The sequence below is a fragment of the Gemmatimonadota bacterium genome (genome assembly GCA_026705765.1).
Classification (GTDB): domain Bacteria; phylum Latescibacterota; class UBA2968; order UBA2968; family UBA2968; genus VXRD01.
Map to the genome: position 1 here is coordinate 21,021 of JAPPAB010000160.1, position 19,581 is coordinate 40,601.

General features: G+C 50.7%; 16 protein-coding genes. All 16 read right to left on the minus strand.

Features of this window, described 5'->3' with window-relative positions; all coding sequences use genetic code 11:
• Window positions 1-2: 2 nt before the first annotated feature.
• Entirely contained in the window at window positions 3-1,316 is a 1,314-nt protein-coding gene (gene melA, locus OXH16_20515) for an alpha-galactosidase (protein ID MCY3683789.1), read from the minus strand.
• Between the two features lie 44 nt (window positions 1,317-1,360).
• A complete protein-coding gene (locus OXH16_20520) occupies window positions 1,361-2,221 on the minus strand; it encodes a phytanoyl-CoA dioxygenase family protein (protein MCY3683790.1) in 861 nt (286 codons plus the stop codon).
• 96 nt (window positions 2,222-2,317) lie between these two features.
• Window positions 2,318-3,742 (minus strand): sulfatase-like hydrolase/transferase, encoded by a 1,425-nt coding sequence (locus OXH16_20525; GenBank protein ID MCY3683791.1) that lies wholly within the window; start codon window positions 3,740-3,742, stop codon window positions 2,318-2,320.
• Between the two features lie 21 nt (window positions 3,743-3,763).
• Window positions 3,764-5,041, minus strand: a complete 1,278-nt coding sequence (locus OXH16_20530) for an FAD-dependent oxidoreductase (GenBank protein MCY3683792.1) — start codon at window positions 5,039-5,041, stop codon at window positions 3,764-3,766.
• A 28-nt stretch (window positions 5,042-5,069) separates the two neighbouring features.
• Entirely contained in the window at window positions 5,070-5,528 is a 459-nt protein-coding gene (locus OXH16_20535) for a nucleoside deaminase (GenBank protein ID MCY3683793.1), read from the minus strand.
• Between the two features lie 205 nt (window positions 5,529-5,733).
• The gene (locus tag OXH16_20540) at window positions 5,734-7,329 is read right to left on the minus strand and encodes a sialidase family protein (GenBank protein ID MCY3683794.1); all 1,596 of its coding nucleotides are present in this window, start codon (window positions 7,327-7,329) and stop codon (window positions 5,734-5,736) included.
• A 90-nt stretch (window positions 7,330-7,419) separates the two neighbouring features.
• Window positions 7,420-9,219 (minus strand): FAD-dependent oxidoreductase, encoded by a 1,800-nt coding sequence (locus tag OXH16_20545; protein ID MCY3683795.1) that lies wholly within the window; start codon window positions 9,217-9,219, stop codon window positions 7,420-7,422.
• A gap of 13 nt (window positions 9,220-9,232) precedes the next feature.
• Window positions 9,233-10,177, minus strand: a complete 945-nt coding sequence (locus OXH16_20550; protein MCY3683796.1) for a phosphotransferase — start codon at window positions 10,175-10,177, stop codon at window positions 9,233-9,235.
• A 27-nt stretch (window positions 10,178-10,204) separates the two neighbouring features.
• Window positions 10,205-11,107 carry an LpqB family beta-propeller domain-containing protein gene (locus OXH16_20555; protein MCY3683797.1) on the minus strand — a complete coding sequence of 301 codons (903 nt, stop codon included), beginning with the start codon at window positions 11,105-11,107 and terminating at the stop codon, window positions 10,205-10,207.
• 188 nt (window positions 11,108-11,295) lie between these two features.
• Window positions 11,296-11,628: a GNAT family N-acetyltransferase gene (locus OXH16_20560; GenBank protein MCY3683798.1), complete on the minus strand. Its 333-nt coding sequence runs from the start codon at window positions 11,626-11,628 to the stop codon at window positions 11,296-11,298.
• 78 nt (window positions 11,629-11,706) lie between these two features.
• On the minus strand, window positions 11,707-13,329 hold the full coding sequence (locus OXH16_20565) for an FAD-dependent oxidoreductase (protein ID MCY3683799.1): 1,623 nt from the start codon (window positions 13,327-13,329) through the stop codon (window positions 11,707-11,709).
• A 208-nt stretch (window positions 13,330-13,537) separates the two neighbouring features.
• Window positions 13,538-14,452: a GNAT family N-acetyltransferase gene (locus OXH16_20570; protein MCY3683800.1), complete on the minus strand. Its 915-nt coding sequence runs from the start codon at window positions 14,450-14,452 to the stop codon at window positions 13,538-13,540.
• A 74-nt stretch (window positions 14,453-14,526) separates the two neighbouring features.
• A complete protein-coding gene (locus OXH16_20575; protein MCY3683801.1) occupies window positions 14,527-15,237 on the minus strand; it encodes a hypothetical protein in 711 nt (236 codons plus the stop codon).
• Window positions 15,238-15,328: 91 nt separating this feature from the next.
• Window positions 15,329-16,456: a peptidase M14 gene (locus OXH16_20580; protein ID MCY3683802.1), complete on the minus strand. Its 1,128-nt coding sequence runs from the start codon at window positions 16,454-16,456 to the stop codon at window positions 15,329-15,331.
• Between the two features lie 32 nt (window positions 16,457-16,488).
• Window positions 16,489-16,983 (minus strand): GNAT family N-acetyltransferase, encoded by a 495-nt coding sequence (locus OXH16_20585; protein MCY3683803.1) that lies wholly within the window; start codon window positions 16,981-16,983, stop codon window positions 16,489-16,491.
• 350 nt (window positions 16,984-17,333) lie between these two features.
• On the minus strand, window positions 17,334-19,581 hold a 2,248-nt coding region (locus tag OXH16_20590; protein ID MCY3683804.1), incomplete at its 5' end, for an ABC transporter permease.

A 19,581-nucleotide genomic window follows, 5' to 3' on the forward strand; every position in this document is an offset into this window, starting at 1 on the left:
TATCAGGCATCAAAATAACTGAGTCGATCGCCTTCTGCTTCCCAGAGTTCTTCAAACATTTTTCGGATGTCGGGTAAAGATACGACGGATGCAGTAAGTGGGTCCAATGCACAAGCATGGAATGCCGCTTCTTTATCTTTTTCCATTGCCGCTTTGACGGAGAGTTCTTGTACGGCGATGTTGGTCATGTTTAATGCGGCGCACTGAGGCGGGAGTTCACCAACGTAACAGGGATGAATGCCTTCTCTATCGACCATGCAGGGTACTTCAACACAGCATTCGTCGGGAAGATTGGTGATAGATCCGTTGTTCATGACGTTGCCGTTGAAGACAAATGGGACACCTGTGATTTTTGCTTCTATGATTGAAGAAGCGTATTCGTGGGATGCTTGTAGTTTTGGGACTTCGGCTTCGGTATCGTCATCTGTGATACCCGTGTCTTTCATCCAGGATCGTTTGCGGCTTTCGGGCAATTCCATGAAGACGGGATCGCGTTCTGGCAGGTTGTAGATGTCCCGCAATTCCCGAGTGCGCTGGAAGTAGGGGAGGTATTCTGAATTGTGTCGGGTGCTTTCGGTGACAAAATAGCCAAATTGCTTCATTAACTCGACCCGCACCAGGTCGTCTTTGAAACTGGGATGGGTGTCAACGGCTTTGAAGATGCGAGGGTAGAGGTCTTCGCCGTCTTTGTTGAATTTTAGAATCCAGGCCTGGTGGTTAATCCCCGCAACGAGGTAACTCACATCTTCGTAGGGAACGTCAATGCCATTTGCCAGTTTTTTTGTCGTGCCCTGTACGCTGTGGCAGAGGCCGACGTTTTGGATGGATGAACCGATAGAATGCATCCAGGTGAGCATGGCCATGGGGTTGGTATAATTTAACATGAGTGCATCGGGGCAGTGTTTTTCCATGCTTTTGCAAAATGATAGGTGCTCGTGTGCGGTGCGAAGATAACGGAACACACCTCCTACGCCTACTGTGTCGGCGACAGTTTGGTTAATGCCGTACTTCTTGGGGATGTTGATTTCAGATGCATAGGGTTCGCCCCAGTAGGCTGCGCCCCCAATGGATACGGCAGTGACGACAAAATCTGCGCCGGGCAATAATTCTTCGCGATCCGTGCTGGCGATGCATTTGCCAGGGAGTCCATGGCCATCAATGGCGCGGTTCACGTAATCGTGCACCTGAGTCAATCGCTCTTCGTTGATATCACAGAGTGCGATTGTGGAATCGTTTAATAATTCACGAGATAAAATATCGAGGGACAGTCGGCTTCCGAATCCACTGCCAGCACCAATGATTACAATTTTTGCCATTAAAACCTCCAGTATGAAAAGTAATAAACTCAGCGAGTGAGGAATCAGGAAAACACCGGTGCCTGGAACACATCCTCGAATTCACCGCGGTCCTTCGCCCGCTGATACTCCCACTCGTAGGGCGATTCCCTGAGCCTGTTGGGCCCGTTCCTCACATCGTGCCCGATGTTGCTTTGCCTGGGGTAATGGCTGTAGATCATGAGCCTCCGCGGACGACCGGAAACATTTGGCCTGGAGTTGTGGATCAGCACCGAATGGAAGAGCATGACGGAGCCGGGCGGCGCCAACAGGTCGATTCCCCCATCGAAATCGATCAAATCCGGTAGCACTTCCCACCCCCTTTTGTTGGGCGGTCGGTGGTGTTCCAGGTGCTGTTTGTGACTCCCCGGCCAGACGTGGAGCGGTCCGGACGATTCGTCGTATGGATCTATGGTCACAGCCGAAGAGATGATCTCTTGCGGGTAATTCTGGGCAAGATAATACGCCCAATCGTTGTGGACCGGAAACCGGTCTTCGAGATCGACCAATGGGATGCCCTCAATCGCTTCGGGCAGTGGCTCTTTGTAGTTCAGCTTCTCCTCCATGAGAATCGGCTCGTCACCCATGAGTTGACGCATGGGTCCGATGAGTCGTTCGTCGGCAGACACTCCGGCCAGGAACAGCGACAGGTCGTTTATGGGCTGGATCTTGCGCACCATCGGCCCGGTAGATGTCTGCAGAATGTCGAGTCGCCCGCTTTTTCGCCCGTTGGCCAGAGAAGAGTTGATGATGAGCTCGAGTATCCGGTCCGCTTCATGTTGCATGCGAGCAACTTCCTCGGCGTTGAATGCCTGTGGGAGCACCAGGTAACCGTTCTCGCGGAAGTGCTCCAGGTCTTCGCCTGTGAGTTCCGTTTTCATCGCCATTCTTTCCTCCTATTGAGGTGCTTGATGATGGCCATCTCAAGTTCCGGGGTGAATGATTTCTCGGGCTTCATTCTCGCTCTCCTTCCAAAGCATCTTCTATCTCTGCAAACGTGATGGATCTACTTCCACAGAATTTGCTGTGTGTTTGTCCAGTTGATCAGACAATTGGTGGACAACATCTGCATATTCTGGATCTCGTGCTATATTTGTGAATTCTTCTGGATCAGCGTACACATCTGCGAGGAAGATGTCTTCATCTTCAGGTTTCGGTTTTTCGCCATTGAGCAACACATTTTTATCAAGGCGATACTGGCTCGTGCGTATGCAGCTTCGCCGTGGCCAACCGCGATCACCATACCAGTCGCCACGGCCACCATTGGGTGCCATCTTGCTGAATGGCTGGCCATATCCGATTGTAGAGTAGATACAGTCGGGTGGTGGATCAGTGAAAAGATCGCGGCCTTTGAATTGCGAAGGTGTCTCGATGTTGGCAAAAGAAAAGAGTGTTCGTGCAATGTCCAGACTGTCGCAGATGTCATCCCGCACTTGCCCTGCAGGTATGGTGCCTGGCCAGGAGATTAGAAGTGGCACGCGATGCACTGTGGGCGTGTAAGTCAGTTTTTCGAAGGCGCCTGTCTCGCCAAGTGGATTGCCGTGGTCAGAACCAAATACGATGAGGGTTTGTTCCTGGCGATCAGTTTTCTCAAGAAAATCTAAGACCCGTCCGACTTGAGCGTCAATCCAGGCGACCTGTGCGTAGTAGTGAAGGCGTCCCGCACGGAGTTTTTCGGGATCCATTCTGGCCACACCAAAAACTTCGGCAACGCGTTTTTCAAATGCAGAGAGGGTGTCAGGCAGCGGACCGGGCAGACCGGGATCTTGATCGTCGAGAAGCTTTACATATTGTGCTGGCGGTAATACCGGTGTGTGGGGCTGAAGAAGGGAAATGCGCACGAGATAAGGGGAGGTTGCCGTTTGGAGCCAGTATAGGGCATTTTCAACGACTGAGTCGGGAGGATAGGGTTCGCCGTCTGGGAAAATACCGCCGTTCATGCCGCCGTAGGGCGAGCGGATCATCTGCACAGCGTCTGCGCCAAGATGTTCCCAGATTTTCATTTCACCACCTGTTCCGTCGTGGTATTGGAAGATTTCATGCTCTGGATTGGCACCTGGACGTATTTCGGGGGCAACGTGGATCTTTCCAAAATTGGCAGTTGAATAGCCGTTCTGTGAAAATACGTTAGGGAAAGTTTGCAGGATACGGGGCAACCGGAAATTTGGCCATGCACCTTCGTTGTTGTACACGCCTGTGTCTTCGGGATATAGACCCGTTAGCGTGCAATATCTGGAGGCAACGCAAACAGGCGCATTGCAAAAGTTATTTGTGAATCGCACACCGCTGCTCGCCAAACGGTCGAGATTTGGCGTGCGCAATTGCAATCTGGGATGCCCATAACAGGCCAGCGCATCGGTGCGCAGTTCATCACAGTAAATCCAGATAATATCAGGTTTTTCAGGCATAAAAAGTTCGGCTTTTGTTTTTTAGATGTCTTTTTCGGGGACAACTGCGCCGTGTAGCGCGAGTAGATCGTGTAAATCAGAAAGCGGAACGTCGCGGGGTGTTGTTTCCAAACGCACAGATACTGCTGCTGCTGCACCCGCTGCCTGTCCCATAGCCATTGAGGATGCCTGTACTCGCAAAGCAGAATTTGCAAGTCGGTCACTGCTCACACTGCGTCCAGCGACGAGTAAATTATGACTGTTTTTAGGGATCAGTGCGCGTAGTGGAACTGTTGCAACTGTGCCTTCAGACAGAGGTTGGGGCTTTACACCGTCTTTGTCATGGAGGTCAATTGGATAAAAAGAGTACGATACAGCGTCCTCAAAATGTCGGCCTCTGGTATAATCATCGTGGGTTATTTGCACCTCTCCAACAATGCGATAGGTTTCGCGCACAGCGGTTTCTGCCTGCGCTTTTAAAACGCGGGCATTTTCGCATCCAGGCAGTGAACGTACAAACCGCAAAATCCGCAACAAAGATTGTCGCCCTGAAATGTTGGTTTTTGTATGCCTGTCAGAGGTCGATGCATCAGCGCCAAATACGTGCTGGGCATTTTCTCCGCCTTTTCCAAGGTAGCCGATGAACCGTGCGCGCGGATTGCTTACATCGCCGTGTTGTAATCGGCCATCTTTCACGGCTGCGATAAACTGTCTCTGTATGACATCTTCGTCCAGCGTATCAACATCATAACCACCCAGTTTAAAAATCAGTGTGCCCGGTTGTGTTTCTTCTTCGCGCAAACGAGGAAAACCGATCTGGCCCACAATATTTGCTCCGCCGGTGCAGTCAATTAACTGTTTGGTCAGGATGGTGCGCCGCAGGTTTTTTCCGACAGTCTCGATTTTCCAACCTCTGTCTGTTTCTAAAATTTGCGTCGGTATTTCATAAAAGTGCAATTGCACACCTGCCTGGGTACAGGCTTCTTCTGCAAGTGCCGCATATACAGGGCCATTGATGCGTATCTGGTGCATCCAATGGCGCTCAGGAGAGAAGACTGAAAAATCCGGCAGTTGGCCACTGTCAAGTGCGACTGCTTTTATAACCAGTTCCCATCCAATGCCCGCGACAATCTGCTTTCCCCAGGCATGAAATAGCCCGGGGAAGGAAACACCGCCTGTTGTGGTGACACCACCGAGTTGACTGCCAGATTCAACCAGAGCCGTGCGAAGTCCCGCGCGGCCCGCTTGTATGGCAGCAATCGTACCCGCTGTGCCTCCGCCAACTACGAGCACATCTACATCGTCTTTCATATGCTCCATATTTTCTTACCCCAAACTATATATAGACTCACTTCTTGGAATCACTTTTGTGGGCGGCCTCAAACAGGGCATTACACTCGAACTCGAGAATACCGCCGATTACTTTGGTTTGCCGAAATGGAGTACGGCGAGCCACCTCTTTGGCGCGGATATCGATTTGCCGCCAACCGAGGCTTTGCAGATAAGGGATCGAAGTCCCATAGTAAACAGTAGAAATTCCCGCCCACTCGATGGCACTTTGACACATGGGGCACGGCTCAGCTGTTGTATACAAATCGAGTTCTGTCCAGTCGATCTGTGAATGGGCTGCCGCACAACGATTGATGGCGTCAATCTCGCCGTGGCGTGTCGGATCTTCCGAAGAACGGTTAACCCCTTTTGCGATGATCTCGCCTGTTGTCTGTCGAACGATCACCGCGCCGAACGGAGACTTGGGTGCCTTCTGCGCCATTGCAATGGCCTGTCGCATATAATCGTTGTGGCTCATGCTCTGTCGGATCCATTTGTTATGTGAGTTTGCATATCATGGCTTGAAAACAACGATCAGGTTTTGCTCAGCCGACTTGCTGGACTTTGGTCTTCCTCTGCAATGTAACTCTGTATAGCTTCACAGTTGAAAAAAATCTCCCAGTCCAGACGAACGGAAAATATGTGGGATGCTTGATGGATTGGCAATCTCTTTATGTTATCGCCTATGCAATGTCTTCTGGGGTAATGAATACGCCTACGATGTGGCTTTTGTCAGGTTCGTCGCCATAATTGGTGTAATCGACCAGGATGATGCGGCCATCGGGTAAGGTGAGCCAGGATGAGTATCCGTGATCAGGACGGGGTTCTTGATCAGGATGGTTGGCATGGATTTGAACGAAGCGGTCGCGCTGATATTGATCGGGGTATTCACCGGAGGAGGCAGACCAGTTCCACGACCAGTCATCGAAGGTTCGATTTTGCGATGAAAAGCTGACGGATGTCCAGGTGCTACTGCCTGTGTCACTCCATTGGCCAAACATGGTGCGCATATCGGGGCGGGATGAGGTATGGTCTGAGATGTGTGTTTCTCCGCGGAAGACGTTTCGGTAAATCATATCTTCACCATCAACCTGTATGCGCAAGAGGCCGCCCTTGTGGCGATAAGCGACTTTTCGTGGTTGTGAAAAGTCGATTTTTTTATGCAAATCGGTGCGTTCGAGCCTACCGAGAGAAATGAAGTCAGAGCCGATGTAGAGGATATCGCCAATGCTGCCACAAGACATAAAGGCAATAGGTTCTCCCGGTGGGCCTTCGACCTGCACTTCAGCTTCGAAGTCGATGGTACTGAAGCGATCCTGTGGCGGGAGGAGGCTGTAACGGCATTCGTGCTCGGGTTTGTGATGGATGGTGAGACCATTTTCATTGCGTGTTGCACTGTATTTTCTGCGGGGACCACCGATGGCATATGTCCCCGCTTCTTTTTTGAGGTCACCAATCCAGGCATAACAGCCAAGACCGCCGTTGACGTGGCGACCTGTGACCATGCAGCGGCCATCTTCGAGTTGTCTGACATACGGACGATGGAGGGCAAAAGGACACATCTGGGGGGCACTCCAAGTGCGCCCATTGTCCTGAGAGAAAGCTACAAAATTGGGCACACCTCCAGAGCGGTTTTCGCGCATGACACAGGCGATTTCTTTGCCGCCGTCGAGGATGACAATTGCGCCTTCGCAAAATCGGTTATAACCATCGTGGGCAACAGTGACCTCATTGCCCCAGGTTTTGCCACCGTCAGATGAAAAGGTTGCGATTTCAGCAAATTCTTGAGCTTCGCGAAACATGATATGGCTACCGACGGCAAGACGTCCGTCGGGCAGTTCCATGATGCGATCGGGTTCAAAGCCTCTGATGTTGGGTTTGTAAGGCCCGTCCCAGGTCTTGCCCTCATCTGTGCTCCACCAGAGCCAGTTGCCGGGGGGCTGGTCTTCGTGAAAATGGCTGAAGTCGTCGTGGTCGCAGATGACAACAATGCGATCATCACTTAAGAGGCTGATGCGCGGTGTTACGAGACGCTCATCGCCTTTGCTGCGATCAGCAGTTGCGACTTCGCTCAGTTTGTCCCAGGTTTGACCATCGTTTTCGCTGTAGAGGATGGTGAGGATTTGGGTGGTTTCACCCCAGTGGGCTTCGGTATCGGAATAAACGAGCAGAAGGCGACCGGATTTGAGGCGAATGATGTCGGGGTTTTTGGTAAAGCGGCCGGGACTGCGCCAGGCGTCAAACACTTTGTCGTTGATAGAGCGTGGATGGATATACATCGAATTCCTTTCTAAAATCTGCCGATACGTGTTGATCCTGGATCGTGAATAATGTTTGGTTGATCAGTAGATATGGAAAACGCCTGGCCTCTATTGTTGTTGAAAATAGGAATCGTAAAGGATTTGGCAGGCTTCACCTCGGGTTAAATGTGCGAGTGTATTGGTGTCGAGTTTTTCTCCACACAACTGGACAAAACCATCGATCCAACGATGCGCTGTGTGCTGGTCGAGTTTATCCTGCGGTCTGGCATCGTATGTATCGAAGAATCCCTTTGTACCTGCCCATTGTATAGCGGCGTTGTGTGCATAGTCGTCGTTAAGGTCAATATCATTGAGAAATGTGAGCATGGAATTTTGTTCGGCCAGGGTTTGTTGAAGCTGATCAATATCAATGTCGGCCGGTGTCTGTTTGTTTTTGATGGCCTGGACGGCCGCATAACCAGCAGACTCGGCAATTTGCATCCAGGTGGGCTCCAGACGAATCGCGCTTTGGCCGAGGTGGCTGGCAGAAAGGCAGACTGGGACGAGGAAATTGTCTAATTCATTGGCGAGCAGGCTTCGATAAGGGATCTGGCCTGGGACGGTTTGCTTGTGGAGCATGACTTTGCCTTCATCGCGACTGTCTTTGACGCGTTCGGGATGGCAGGCGTGAACGTCTGTGTACCATTCACAAATAGCTATCGTATCTGAGTGAATGGGTGCTCTGTCTATGCCTTCGGCCAGGCGAACATCGTGCTCGGTGAGCATATAACGCCCTTCGAGACGGCGGGCTTCGCGCACATAGATCTCCCAGGGCATGTGATTGTTGTCGGGAAATTCGTCTTTGGCCAGCCCCCACTGAGCAAAGGCTTCGCGCATATTTTCGGGCGCATCGGGTTCGTTTTGAAAGAAATACAAAATGCCAATAACGATGTTCCAGAAGTCTTTCAAGATGCGCTGACGGGTTGGCCAGTCGCCGTGGACATAGTCGGTCGCACCTTCAATAAGTTGTGGTCGGTTCCAGTCGCTTTTGTTGTTGGGAAATTGTCCGCCATCTTGCCCGCGGTCAGGTCTGTTGACTTCGAGGGATTGGAGTAGGGTTTTGATGCGTGCGGGATCGTAGTCTTCTGGTGGCTCTGGTTTGACCTGATTGTTGGGGTCGCTGCTGAGGGCTGTGCGAAAGTTCATGGCTTGCACAACACCATCGCCTTCGCCCGTGCTATCGGGCATGATGGTTTCCATCGCACCACCAAATTGCCTCAGGTTTAGCGATGCAACAATGTCGGCCATGTGTTGTTCTGACTCGGGAAGTTCCTTTGCAAATCGCATAAAGATGCGACCCGCGTGAGGTTCGTTAAATTCGTCTTTGGATTCACGTCCGACTCTGAAAGCGACATTGGCTAAGGGTAGAAGATCGCCTTCGTAAGAAGTATCGACAAAGACATCTCCGGTAGCTCGGAAGCTTGCATCGCGATTCATTTCTGTGAATGTGATAGCTGTAATTAAGCGGTCAGCTTGTTCGATAGCGGTAGGGTAATGGCTTTTGATCAGGGTAATGTTTGATTCTGCCTGTATCATTTCTTCCGACAATTGTTCGAAGACACGCGCTTCGTATTTGCCATTGGAGTGGCCCGTTTCGCCGGGGAGGCAGGCTGCATATTGCGGTGAATCTTTTCCATAGGTATTGCGGTAATGATCGAAGATCGCCTGACGCATCTCATTGTAGATGGGCGATCGACAGCCTTCGTAAAGTGTATCCCAGAGTCCCATCCCATTGGCTGGCAGTCCACCGATGTGGGGTGTATGATTGACGAGCAAGACGGTCAATCCTTCACGCGCAGCTCGAACTGCACAGGCAAGGCCTGCGGGATTGCCGCCGTAGATGACGAGGTTGTAGTGCGTACCTTCCATGTGTTGGTCGTCTCTATAGCAGTGATCTGATCTCACCCACCGATAGCGGTAGTCTCCGAATCTGCCCTTCGAAGTCAAAGCGTGAGCGCACGGCGTCTTTCACCGTTCCCGGTTTCTCAATATAGTGCGATAGCTGATCAGCATAGTAGGTCGCCCAGACGACGCCAAATGTTTCCCGGTCTCCGACTGAGAGTGGTCGCTCAGAAAGATAGCCTCGTAGGAAATCCAGCATCTCTTTCTCCAATAGAGATCGTCCCCCAGTCAGATCATTCATTAGCCATCTGTGTTGGACCATTACAAGATCTACAGTTGCTGGCGCAAAAGAGTTGCAGAGATCGGTGAAACCGACTTTCTCTCCATCCGTGTGGACGTTGGGACCCCAGACATCTCCATGCGTTGTCATCCACTGCACGGGTGTTCGTATTAGGTGCTTGTAGGTGGTTTGCAACTCGGTCTGAAGGGTCTTGATGGCGTCGCGGAGATCGCCAGGAAGAGAACGGGAAAGCGCTCGCCGAAGTCTGACCTCCACAAAGCCAGTGAGCTCTTTCTTCCGCATCCTGGATTTTTCGAACTTCTCCGATGCCAGATGAATCTTGGCAAGTCCACGTCCCACCGCACCCAATCGGTGGAGGTGACGAGAGCTGCAAGGTTTCCCACCGAGATCCGTTTCCACGGAGAGCACAACAGCATCTCCGATCATGATACACAAATCTCCGGAGAGAGTGGGGACAATCTGGGGGACAGGGGCATCATTTGTTGATAGATGATTGAGGAACTCGACAACTTCCTCCGGACAGAACTGACCCCGTGCCCAGTTCAATCGTGCGAAGAACGTCGCCCCATTCTTCTTGAATGAGAAAAGGCGCTCCGTGCCTGGTACCGGTATGAGAGAACCATCGAACTGCCAAGCTGACCGAAGGGCCTCCTGAATTTTTTCCTTTGGTGGAATCTGATCCACTAACTGCTCCTCCGATAAAGAGTTCCATCACGGCTTCCAGGCGAATCGACCATATCGAGGCGTTTTTGGAGGCACGATCGGTAACTCCTCCCACCCGGACCTGGTTTCAACCATGATTTTCAAGCCACCCTTTTTAGGATCTGGAAAAGCCCGAGTCACAAATCCATCGGGAGACCATGTGGGATCATCACCACGCCCTGCTTTTCGCTTATTATTTCCATCACTATCGACAACCCATACATTCCGGGTTTCACCGATCAGCTTGTCTCTTTCGCGATCTTGTCTCCCTGTGAATTTACTCATATGGATCATCTCCACACCTTCCCAATGGGCGATCCACTTGCCATCCGGTGACCATGCAGGGACTTTTTGTTCGATGGGTAGCTTGAGAATCCCGTCATGTTCAGCAGACGTTGGTGAAATTGGTTTGGCATCACTGCCATCGAGATTGCTCAACCAAACCCTATAGTTGCCGCTTCGATTTGAAACAAAGGCCACCTTTGTTCCTTTAGGCGAGACAAAGGCCATTGAATTGCTGAACTTAATTTGCTGAGGATCGCTGAACAATCGCCTTGATTCCCTGGTCTCCGTGTTCATGATGTGCAACTGGCTGTTTTCAGCGGGGTGTTTTCCTGGTTTGAATATCATCCATACGATGTGTTTAGAATCTGGAAACCAGGAAGGTATCAAATTTCTCCCCGATTCTGTGAGTACTTTCTGGTTTCTGCCATCAAAGTTGGAGATCCAAAGAGCCATTCCTTTTCCACTCTGTTGCACAAATACAATTTTACTGCCGTCAGGAGACACGGCAGGCATCATACATTCATGATTGGAATTTGTAATTTTGCGCCTGGATGAACCGTCCTCCTTGATGTGATAGAGTTGTAGTATGTTATTTTCATCAGGGCAACTGACAATAATCTCACGCATTTGAGGCTCTCCAGCAAACAAACCATCTGACACGCAAGCAATCGTAAAAATAGCCAGGATCAATATTAAGAATGATTTCATCATACGTGAAAGGATCAACCTACAGGTTGAAAATCAGAGATTTCTTCACGTTCTAACTTCGATCTAATCTCCTCGAAACGTCTGATAATCTCTGGCGTATAAAGGCATTACTCACGTTCCACGAAATATTTCTTAAATCCACGACTCGTCCCATCTTGCATTCCAAGGCTTCTATAGAATCCCACCTGATCTTCGTTTGGACCGCTGAGTAACTGTAGCTTGTAGCAGCCCTTATCTTCGGCAAGGTTAATCGCAAATGTCATCAGTTTTTTCCCAAATCCTTTGCCTCTTTGTTCGCGTGCAACAACGACATTCTCGATGATAGCCCAGGGGCGCCCTTCGTAAGTAAAATAACGAACAGTTTCGGTAATACATACCAATTTATGTTCCATGTGAATCTTGTAGTCAGCAGCAGGAACTGTCAGCCATGGATTGATCATAGTTAAGTTCAAATTTGTTACTGCCGAAGATGTGAGCCCACTCACTAAGAAACATAAGCGACCTTCGGGCTCTTCCCTCTACCGGGTATCGGGCAACTCGAGGATCTGCGCTGCCTTCAACAACTCGGGGCGTAACTCATCGTACGGCAGATCCTGCGTGTCGCAATCGACATCCAAACACAGCCTTGCTGCCAGCCCAGCAGACTCTCCCAGGACCATGAATACCGGCTCCATGCGCGCGCTACCGTAGGATATGTGAGAGGCCGAGAAACATACGGGGATGAACAGATTTGCTGTCTCCCCCCTCTTTGGCACGATACTCCGGTAGCTTACAGGATAAGGGTCGGTCGGGGGGATCCGCACATCCCCTTCGTTGAGGACACGTGCCACGCCTCCTTCGACATGTACGAATCGGGAGCAATTATGCGAGTCCATGGTGTAGCTACCCATTCCGATCGAGTCCTCTGCGACTGACTTCTGGTAGCAGTCGTGCTCAGTGATGACGTAGTCGCCGATCATCCGGCGACACTCGCGGATATACAATTGATGCGGCCAGTGCTCGGTATCGGTGAACTCGTCACTGGATAGACCCCAGCGGCTGTAGGCGTCACGCACGCGCCGGGGAATCGCCGGTTCGTTGGCCAGATGCCAGTAGAGACCGCGCTGGTAATTGACGTGCGCCTGGAATATGGCCTCCCGCTCCTCATAGCTGGCGGCGGGCCATCCCCACGATCTCCCGATGAAGTCACTGCTGATGGGGCCGTTGTTGTTGGTATCGGTTTTACAGTAGCCACCGGGTGTTCTGTTCGGGAAGATGTCGAACTTCCCGGGTACTCCGCTGTCGCGTATGTGGGCAACCGGGTCGGCGCTGTGATTCGGATTCTGGCTGTCTCCGCCCACAGTGTTGAACCAGCGCGTCGCAAGGACATACTGGGCAGGATCGAACGCGTCCGGCTTAGTCCAGTCGATCTTGAGCGCAGGATCATCGGTCATGCATACGCGGAAGCAATAGGCTTGCACACGGTGATCGCCCTCGCCTTGTCGTGCCGCCAGATCGGTTTCCTCGATCTGAGGCAGCAGCCCGCTGTCCGGGTCACCCGGTTCCACGTAGGGATCTACGGTAAGACCGAACTGATGTTTTTCTCGCACCTGGATGCCGTTGAGCGTCTCACCGTAGATCTCATTCGCCTCACGCCCCACGTGGAAGGAGACGCTGGCCTTCGCCATCAGGTCCCCCTCGTAGGAGCAGTCCATAAAGATCCTGGCGCGGACCCGGAGCCCGCCAAGGAGCGTGATGGAAACGATACGTTGATCAATAGATTCGACGGCGTCCAGATACTGACCGTACCGGACATCGATACCATTTTTCGAAATCCACGCATCGAAGACAGCGTCGGCGACGTGGGGCTCGAATTGCCACTCTTCATTCTGTCCGTAGTGCCGTCCAACCTGGTTGTAGAAGGATCGGCTCAGTCCACCGATAACGTACTTGCGGCCGAAGTCCGTCCACCCGAGTCCGCCGGTTGTCATGCCACCGATGTGTTGGCCCGGCTGGAGGATGACGACACGTAAACCTGCCCGTGCGACTGTGACGGCTGCAGCGATACCCCCTGACGAGCCGCCGTAGATGCAGACATCCGTTTCGATGATCTCAGTTGTAGGTTCAATCCAGTCGCGATGGTAGTATTTGAGATTCGACATCGGCTGTGATCTCCGTGCGTTCGTCCGCGGTGAAGGGTGTGTGACATGACGAAGCGACCAGCCTCACCTTTACACACGAAGGCAATGGTGAAGTTGGCGATGAAAGTAATAGGGAAAAAACCTATCGCATTACGTGAAAGGATCGACCTACAAGACTTTTTCAACCTGCATTGAGTTACCGTCAATGTAGTGGACGCAGTTTGTTGTGTTATCGACCATCACTGGTTCGAGGAGCCGACAGACCCTTCGAAAACTCAGACAACGTCTCTACCATTGAGAACCCGTAGTTTGCATAGAAAGCCTGGGCTCTGTGATTTTTTTCGTTTGTGCTGATAAGCACGGTAGTAAAACCCCGCTGCTTGATCTCGTTGAGTGCAGTTAGGAATATGAACCGTCCCCACCCCAACCCTCTCAGAGCGTCCCTCACGTTCAGCCAAGCGACAAAACACACGCGCTCAGCAGCTTTATTGAGTTGAAAGTGACTGCCCGCACGAGTGTAGCACACACCGATCACCTTGTCGGCGTGGTCATAGACCCTGAGGTTCAGCCCTGAGGTTCGTCCCCGGCTCTCAGTCGTCTCCCATTCGATTCTTCCTACCTTCTCGGGCGGATCTAGCTGGCTGGGTGCAATCCCACCCTCCTGAACCAGTAGTATCTCACGTCGCGAAACACTATAGCCGTTCAGACCCAGAATCGAAGTAACGTGTAGCCACTTGTCGGGTAAGCCGTAGCAATTGAAGAAGAATCTGTACAGATAATCTGGGCAGAACGCCCTGATGGTCTCCACATCCGTCAGCCGAGCTTCGGCAGAGACAAGAAGCTCCTGCCCGATCCGACGGTGACCAGGAACGAAGTCCAAATAACGAATTTGTCCGATCCGCCCGGCTTCCTCCTCGGCAACCGAGACATGCGCGATACCCAGGATTTCCTCACCCTCAACTGCGCAGAGAAATTGCTCCGTTCCGAGGTTTGTATATGGCTGTTCATCAAACGGCTTGTGAATACAACCCCATTCGAACTCGTGTCGTGAAACAGGGTAGCGGTGGGGCAGAGTTCCTATGCGTGAGTTGTAAAATGCACGGAAGTCGCCTGCTCCTACCATGTCACTTTCGACGATCTTCAATCAGTATCTCTTGTGGTTGCTGGTGTTGAGATTTTTGGTTTTGCCCCGCCATAAACAGGGCAGTCGGATTCATTTTATTCGCTTGAGTCGCGCCTCCTGGCGAGCATTTCTTCTCGCACCTTCCTCTTCAAGCGCTCCCGTTCTGTCTTTTCTGCTTTCTTCCGATTGCGTTCCGTGGCCGCTGAAGCATATTGCTCTCTACTCGTCCTCACCTTGTCCAGCCATTCTTGTCGTGTAGATAGGATCTCTGGGCTACTCTTGGAACCATAGCTGAGATTGTTCAGGAAGTCGATTATCTCGTTAGGCTTTCCGCCGATGAGATCGCGTGCTCCCGGTCTCGACAGTCCGCCTTCGAGTTCCCAGTGATACCTGTGAATCAGAGTATCAATCAGGATCATTTTTTCTTGAACTGATCGCGCGACCCTATACTTTTGCACGTATTCTTTAAAGAACGCTGTCATGCCGGATGCAATAAGGTGTTTGCCTCGAAACGTCTTCTGGTATTCGGACCACGTCAATTCCCAGTTACACGATTCACAGCGAAGTAAGAACTCCTTGTCGAAGTTGTGCTCAAGCCCGCGTTGGCAGTGGGGACATCTCGCGAGCCTGTTGTTCGCATCCCTTGCTTGGAAAATACTCTCGATTCTCACAAGCAGGCCAATCCCTACTTCGTTGATTAGCTCTTCATCCCGGATTCCTTGAGCGTCCTTAGCATAGAGCTCCGCGATTTTCTGCCGAGGGATTCTACCCGCCCAAATTGGCCTGTCGTATCTGACTTCAGTCACTAGCTTTTTCTCCAGATTGCCCAACAGGTGCCCTACGCGAATCCAATCCCGGCTGCGCCTTGCACCCAAAATCGCGCACACCATCGCACCATCACACCGTCGTCTCCAAATATACCTTCAACGCTGCAGCCAGATCGCGTCCAAATACACGCGCCAGTTCTGGACTCGTATCCAGATCGCCCACATTGGCATAGGGAAACTCAATTGCCGTTGCCAATTGAACGCCCGGCAATTCACCCGCCCACCGCCCAAAGCTCTTGCCAGCTGCATAATTCTCTGTCGTATTCCACTCCACGCCAAAGGGCAAATTATCCGCTGCACAAAAGGGCAAGCCGCCCGTTCGTTCCGCTTCCAAAATATGCGAAAACCGCATCTGTTCCTGCCAGGGGGCATCTGACTCTGACCCCACCAGATAAATCGTCTCATTGCGATTACTACGAATCCACGGACAGTGCAGATCAATCGCTACCTTCAGTTTGCCCGCGCTCCAATCCGGCACCCTTTCTCGAATCACAGCCGTTTCAATATGCACACTCTCCCCGACATAATCCCGGTTGTGATCCCTCGGCTTCCGATTCTTCCCCTGGTCGCCATCCTCCACACCGTCTTTATCCACAAACGGAATCACCAGACATTCAACCCGTCCCTGAAACCAACGCCCCAAATCATCCTCACCAAGTATCGCCGCCATCATGCCTTCCAGCACGTACGACTGCATCATCTCACAGCAGTGGTGTCGCGCCGCAATCAACACGCGCAGATTCGCCCCACCGTCCAGCCGCCCCACATACAACATCTCAACATCACGTCCTTTGCGCGTCTCGCACAACGTCTCAGCCACCAGATAATCCGAATCCACATACGACGCCAAAAACCGGTCCAGATTGGCCTGCACATACGGCATCCCAAAACTGAACCGCACATCATCCGCGTCATTCGCAAACGCATACACAAACGACTGTCCATCCACCGCATCATTACCCAACCAGCGCCACGTCAACCCACCGTCTTCACTCATCCCAGGACCACGCGTGCCAATCACATTGCTGCCGGTAAAGTGAAACCGCACGGTTCGGCCTGCTGCGCCACGCACCCGAAAATACCAGTAGAACCAGTCGCGATCCGTATCGCGCAGATCCTGCCGAACAAACACATCATCACCGTCAATTCGCTCAGCGATGATATTCCCACCCGGAAAATCACAATCTATCATAATCATTGAACACGCTTCTTTATGATGTCGATTTGCATTTACTCCTCCACTATCCATTGGAGCGGTAATCTATAGATAGACAATGGGCGGCGGAGCCGGATTTGGCGTCCGTTGTCTCGAACACCGCCATCACGTTTCCACCCCATCGCCTCGTAGAAGGCGATCCCGCGTTCATAACCCTTAACAGTCCAAACTATCGCTTCATTATAACCGTCGGCAACGAGATGACGAAACGCGAGCGAGGCCAACGCCTTGCCGATGCCGATGCGCCAATACGAGGGGTCAATGGCGATGGTATCGAGTTCCCCTAATGTGGCGTCAACGGGATCGCGGCTGGGACCGATGCCGACAAAACCGACAACCTTACCCGTATGCTCTGCGACCCACCACCGGTGCGGGGCAGACTTCGCAAGATCGCCGCGCCAACGCTCAACGAGTTCTGATGTGACGATGCGATTGGACTGCTCGATGAGTTCGCCGAATCCTGCATTCCACGAATCGATATATATACGTGTGACGACTTCGGCGTCCACCGCAGCGGCCGATCGGATCGTTGGCCAAGGTTTTCGTGGATGTGCGTATTCCAACTCGCCTATTCCTATACGAACTTGTAGAGGCTACCATCCGTGGTTGGACGGATGTCAGGACACGGCGCGCCGTGATCGGCAAGGTGTCGAACAAACTCCACAATGGTTTTGGGATGAGTCGAGCCGTCCCATCCCCACGTCTTCAATAAGCTCTTCGTCTACTATGCCCTGTGCATCAGTTGCATAAAGGCGGGCTATTTTTTCTCTTGGAACTCGACTTGCCCAAGTTGGCCTGTCGTGTCTTGGTTTCGGGTTGCTCATGTATTCCTTAGAGATTTTTCAGGAGCATGTTTTTTTTATTCATTCCGCAAGGCATCTACAGGATTTGATCGAGCTGCCTTCATTGTCTGGAAACTCACTGTGATCATGGCAATAAGGAAAGCCAAGATACCACTTAACATAAAGAACTCAAATCCAAGATCTATCCGATACGCATAATTCTGAAGCCACTGCCACAGGGCATAGTAGCCAATCGGCCAGGCCAAGAGATTTGCAAGTGCGACCAACTTTGCAAAATCACTGGATAGCAACATAACAATATTGGATACAGACGCTCCCAATACCTTGCGAATGCCGATTTCTTTTGTACGGTATTGCGCACTCAATGTGGCCAACCCAAGTAACCCCAAGCAGGCAATCAAAATACCAAGGGTTGAAAAGAAACCAAAAATATAGCTCAGTTTTCTTTCATTTTTATAGATTCGATCCAAATTCTCATCAAGAAAAGAAAATGTGAATGGACGATTGGGTATATACCTTTCCCAGACTTTTTGTACAAATGCCAGTGTTTGAGATAAATCTTCAGATTTGACCTCTATGTATAGTAGCCTTGCCTCATGAAATTCTGCAACCAATACGAGTCGTCCGATTTTTTCGTCAAGAGGTTTGTAATGAAAATCTTTGACAACACCGACGACTGTGCCGGAGCGTAGTCCATCTGGGTAGAACGTGCCTCCAACCTTCCAAGCAAATCGTTTCCCTATTGGATTTGTCCAACCCAATTGCTCGACCGCTGTTTCATTCAAGATAAACTGCTCGTCTAATTTTTCCCTCAGTCTTTGCGGGTTTGTTGTTTCGGCATATGATCGCGTGAAATTCCGGCCTGATACGCATTTAATGCCATAGAAATCTAGAAAATCTTCATCCACGATTATCACATCCATACTGTACGTGGATTTTCCTTCGGGATGGAATGTCTCTACTGTTGCTCCTTCTCCAACAGGGCCACGGGTGGTTGTTGCTCTGAGAATATTGGGATGCGTCGTGAATGCCTGCTTGATGGCGTTGTATTGGCTCTTGAAAAGCGTGGGATTGATCATCTGGTTGCTATTCGCTGCCTCAAAAATTGGAACTTCAATAATCTGCTCGCGGTCGAATCCCAGATTCTTATTTCGAAGAAATTTCTGTTGACTGTAAACACCCCAAGTGACAACCATCAATAAAATGGCAAGAGCAAATTGTCCTACAACCAAACTCTTGCGAAGCCGAGTAGAGACGTTTGTAGCGGATTTACCTCTCAACATTGAAACAGGGCGAAATGTCGATAAGACAAATGCCGGATAACTCCCTGCCAGAATACCGACGATGAATATAAGACCGAAAAGGCTGAGCAATAACTGGGTTGTGTTGACATTGAGTGTAATAGCGCAATCAAAAAACGAATTGAAAGTTGGCAATGCCAATTCTACCAACACCAAAGCCAAGATAAGCGCCATACAAGCAAAAAATATAGATTCGCCCAAAAATTGTGTGATGAGCTGCAATCGGTTTGCACCGACAACCTTACGAAGCCCGACCTCTCGCCTCCGTCCAATTGCACGAGCAGTTGTTAGGTTTATAAAATTCACACAGGCAATTACTAAAATAAAAATAGCAAGCAAAGAAAACAAATACACATTTTGAATGTCACCATGAGGTTTACTGGTCTCTGGAGTGCCACGATTCTCAATTTTGATGCCATAATCATGATTGGAGTATAGATGGATGCGGTTTAGGGGCTGCAAATGATATTGAATGTTATTTGCAGCTGCTTCGCCCAGGTATTTCGGAATCAGATCTGAAAGTTTGCCTTCAAGTTGATTCGCATCATAACCTTCTTTAAGCAAAATATAGCTTTCTACAGGACGCCCTCCTCTCGGTTTCCAAGCCATCCATTTTTCTTCCCATCGCCCATTTTTAGTCGCCGATAAAATATCGAACCGAATGGCCGTCTGCGCAGGCATATTTTTTAAGACGCCTGTAACGTGATGCGCATAATCTTTGTCGTCTTCCTCGATCAGAATGGTTTTGCCAATCGGATTTTCAGTGCCAAACAGTTTGTGTGCAAGTCTTTGAGTGATTAAAACGGAACCTGGTTCTGAGAGAACCATTTCGGGATCGCCTTGAATCAGTGGAAAGTCAAAAACCTGTAGAACATTCTCGTCTGTAAGGCAAAAGGCTTGCTTGTATATTCTCTTATTGTCAGCAATTATTGTTCTTTGCCAGCGATGGATACGCAAAGCCTCAGAAATTTCAGGATATACATCCTGATTCAAGACTTCTACG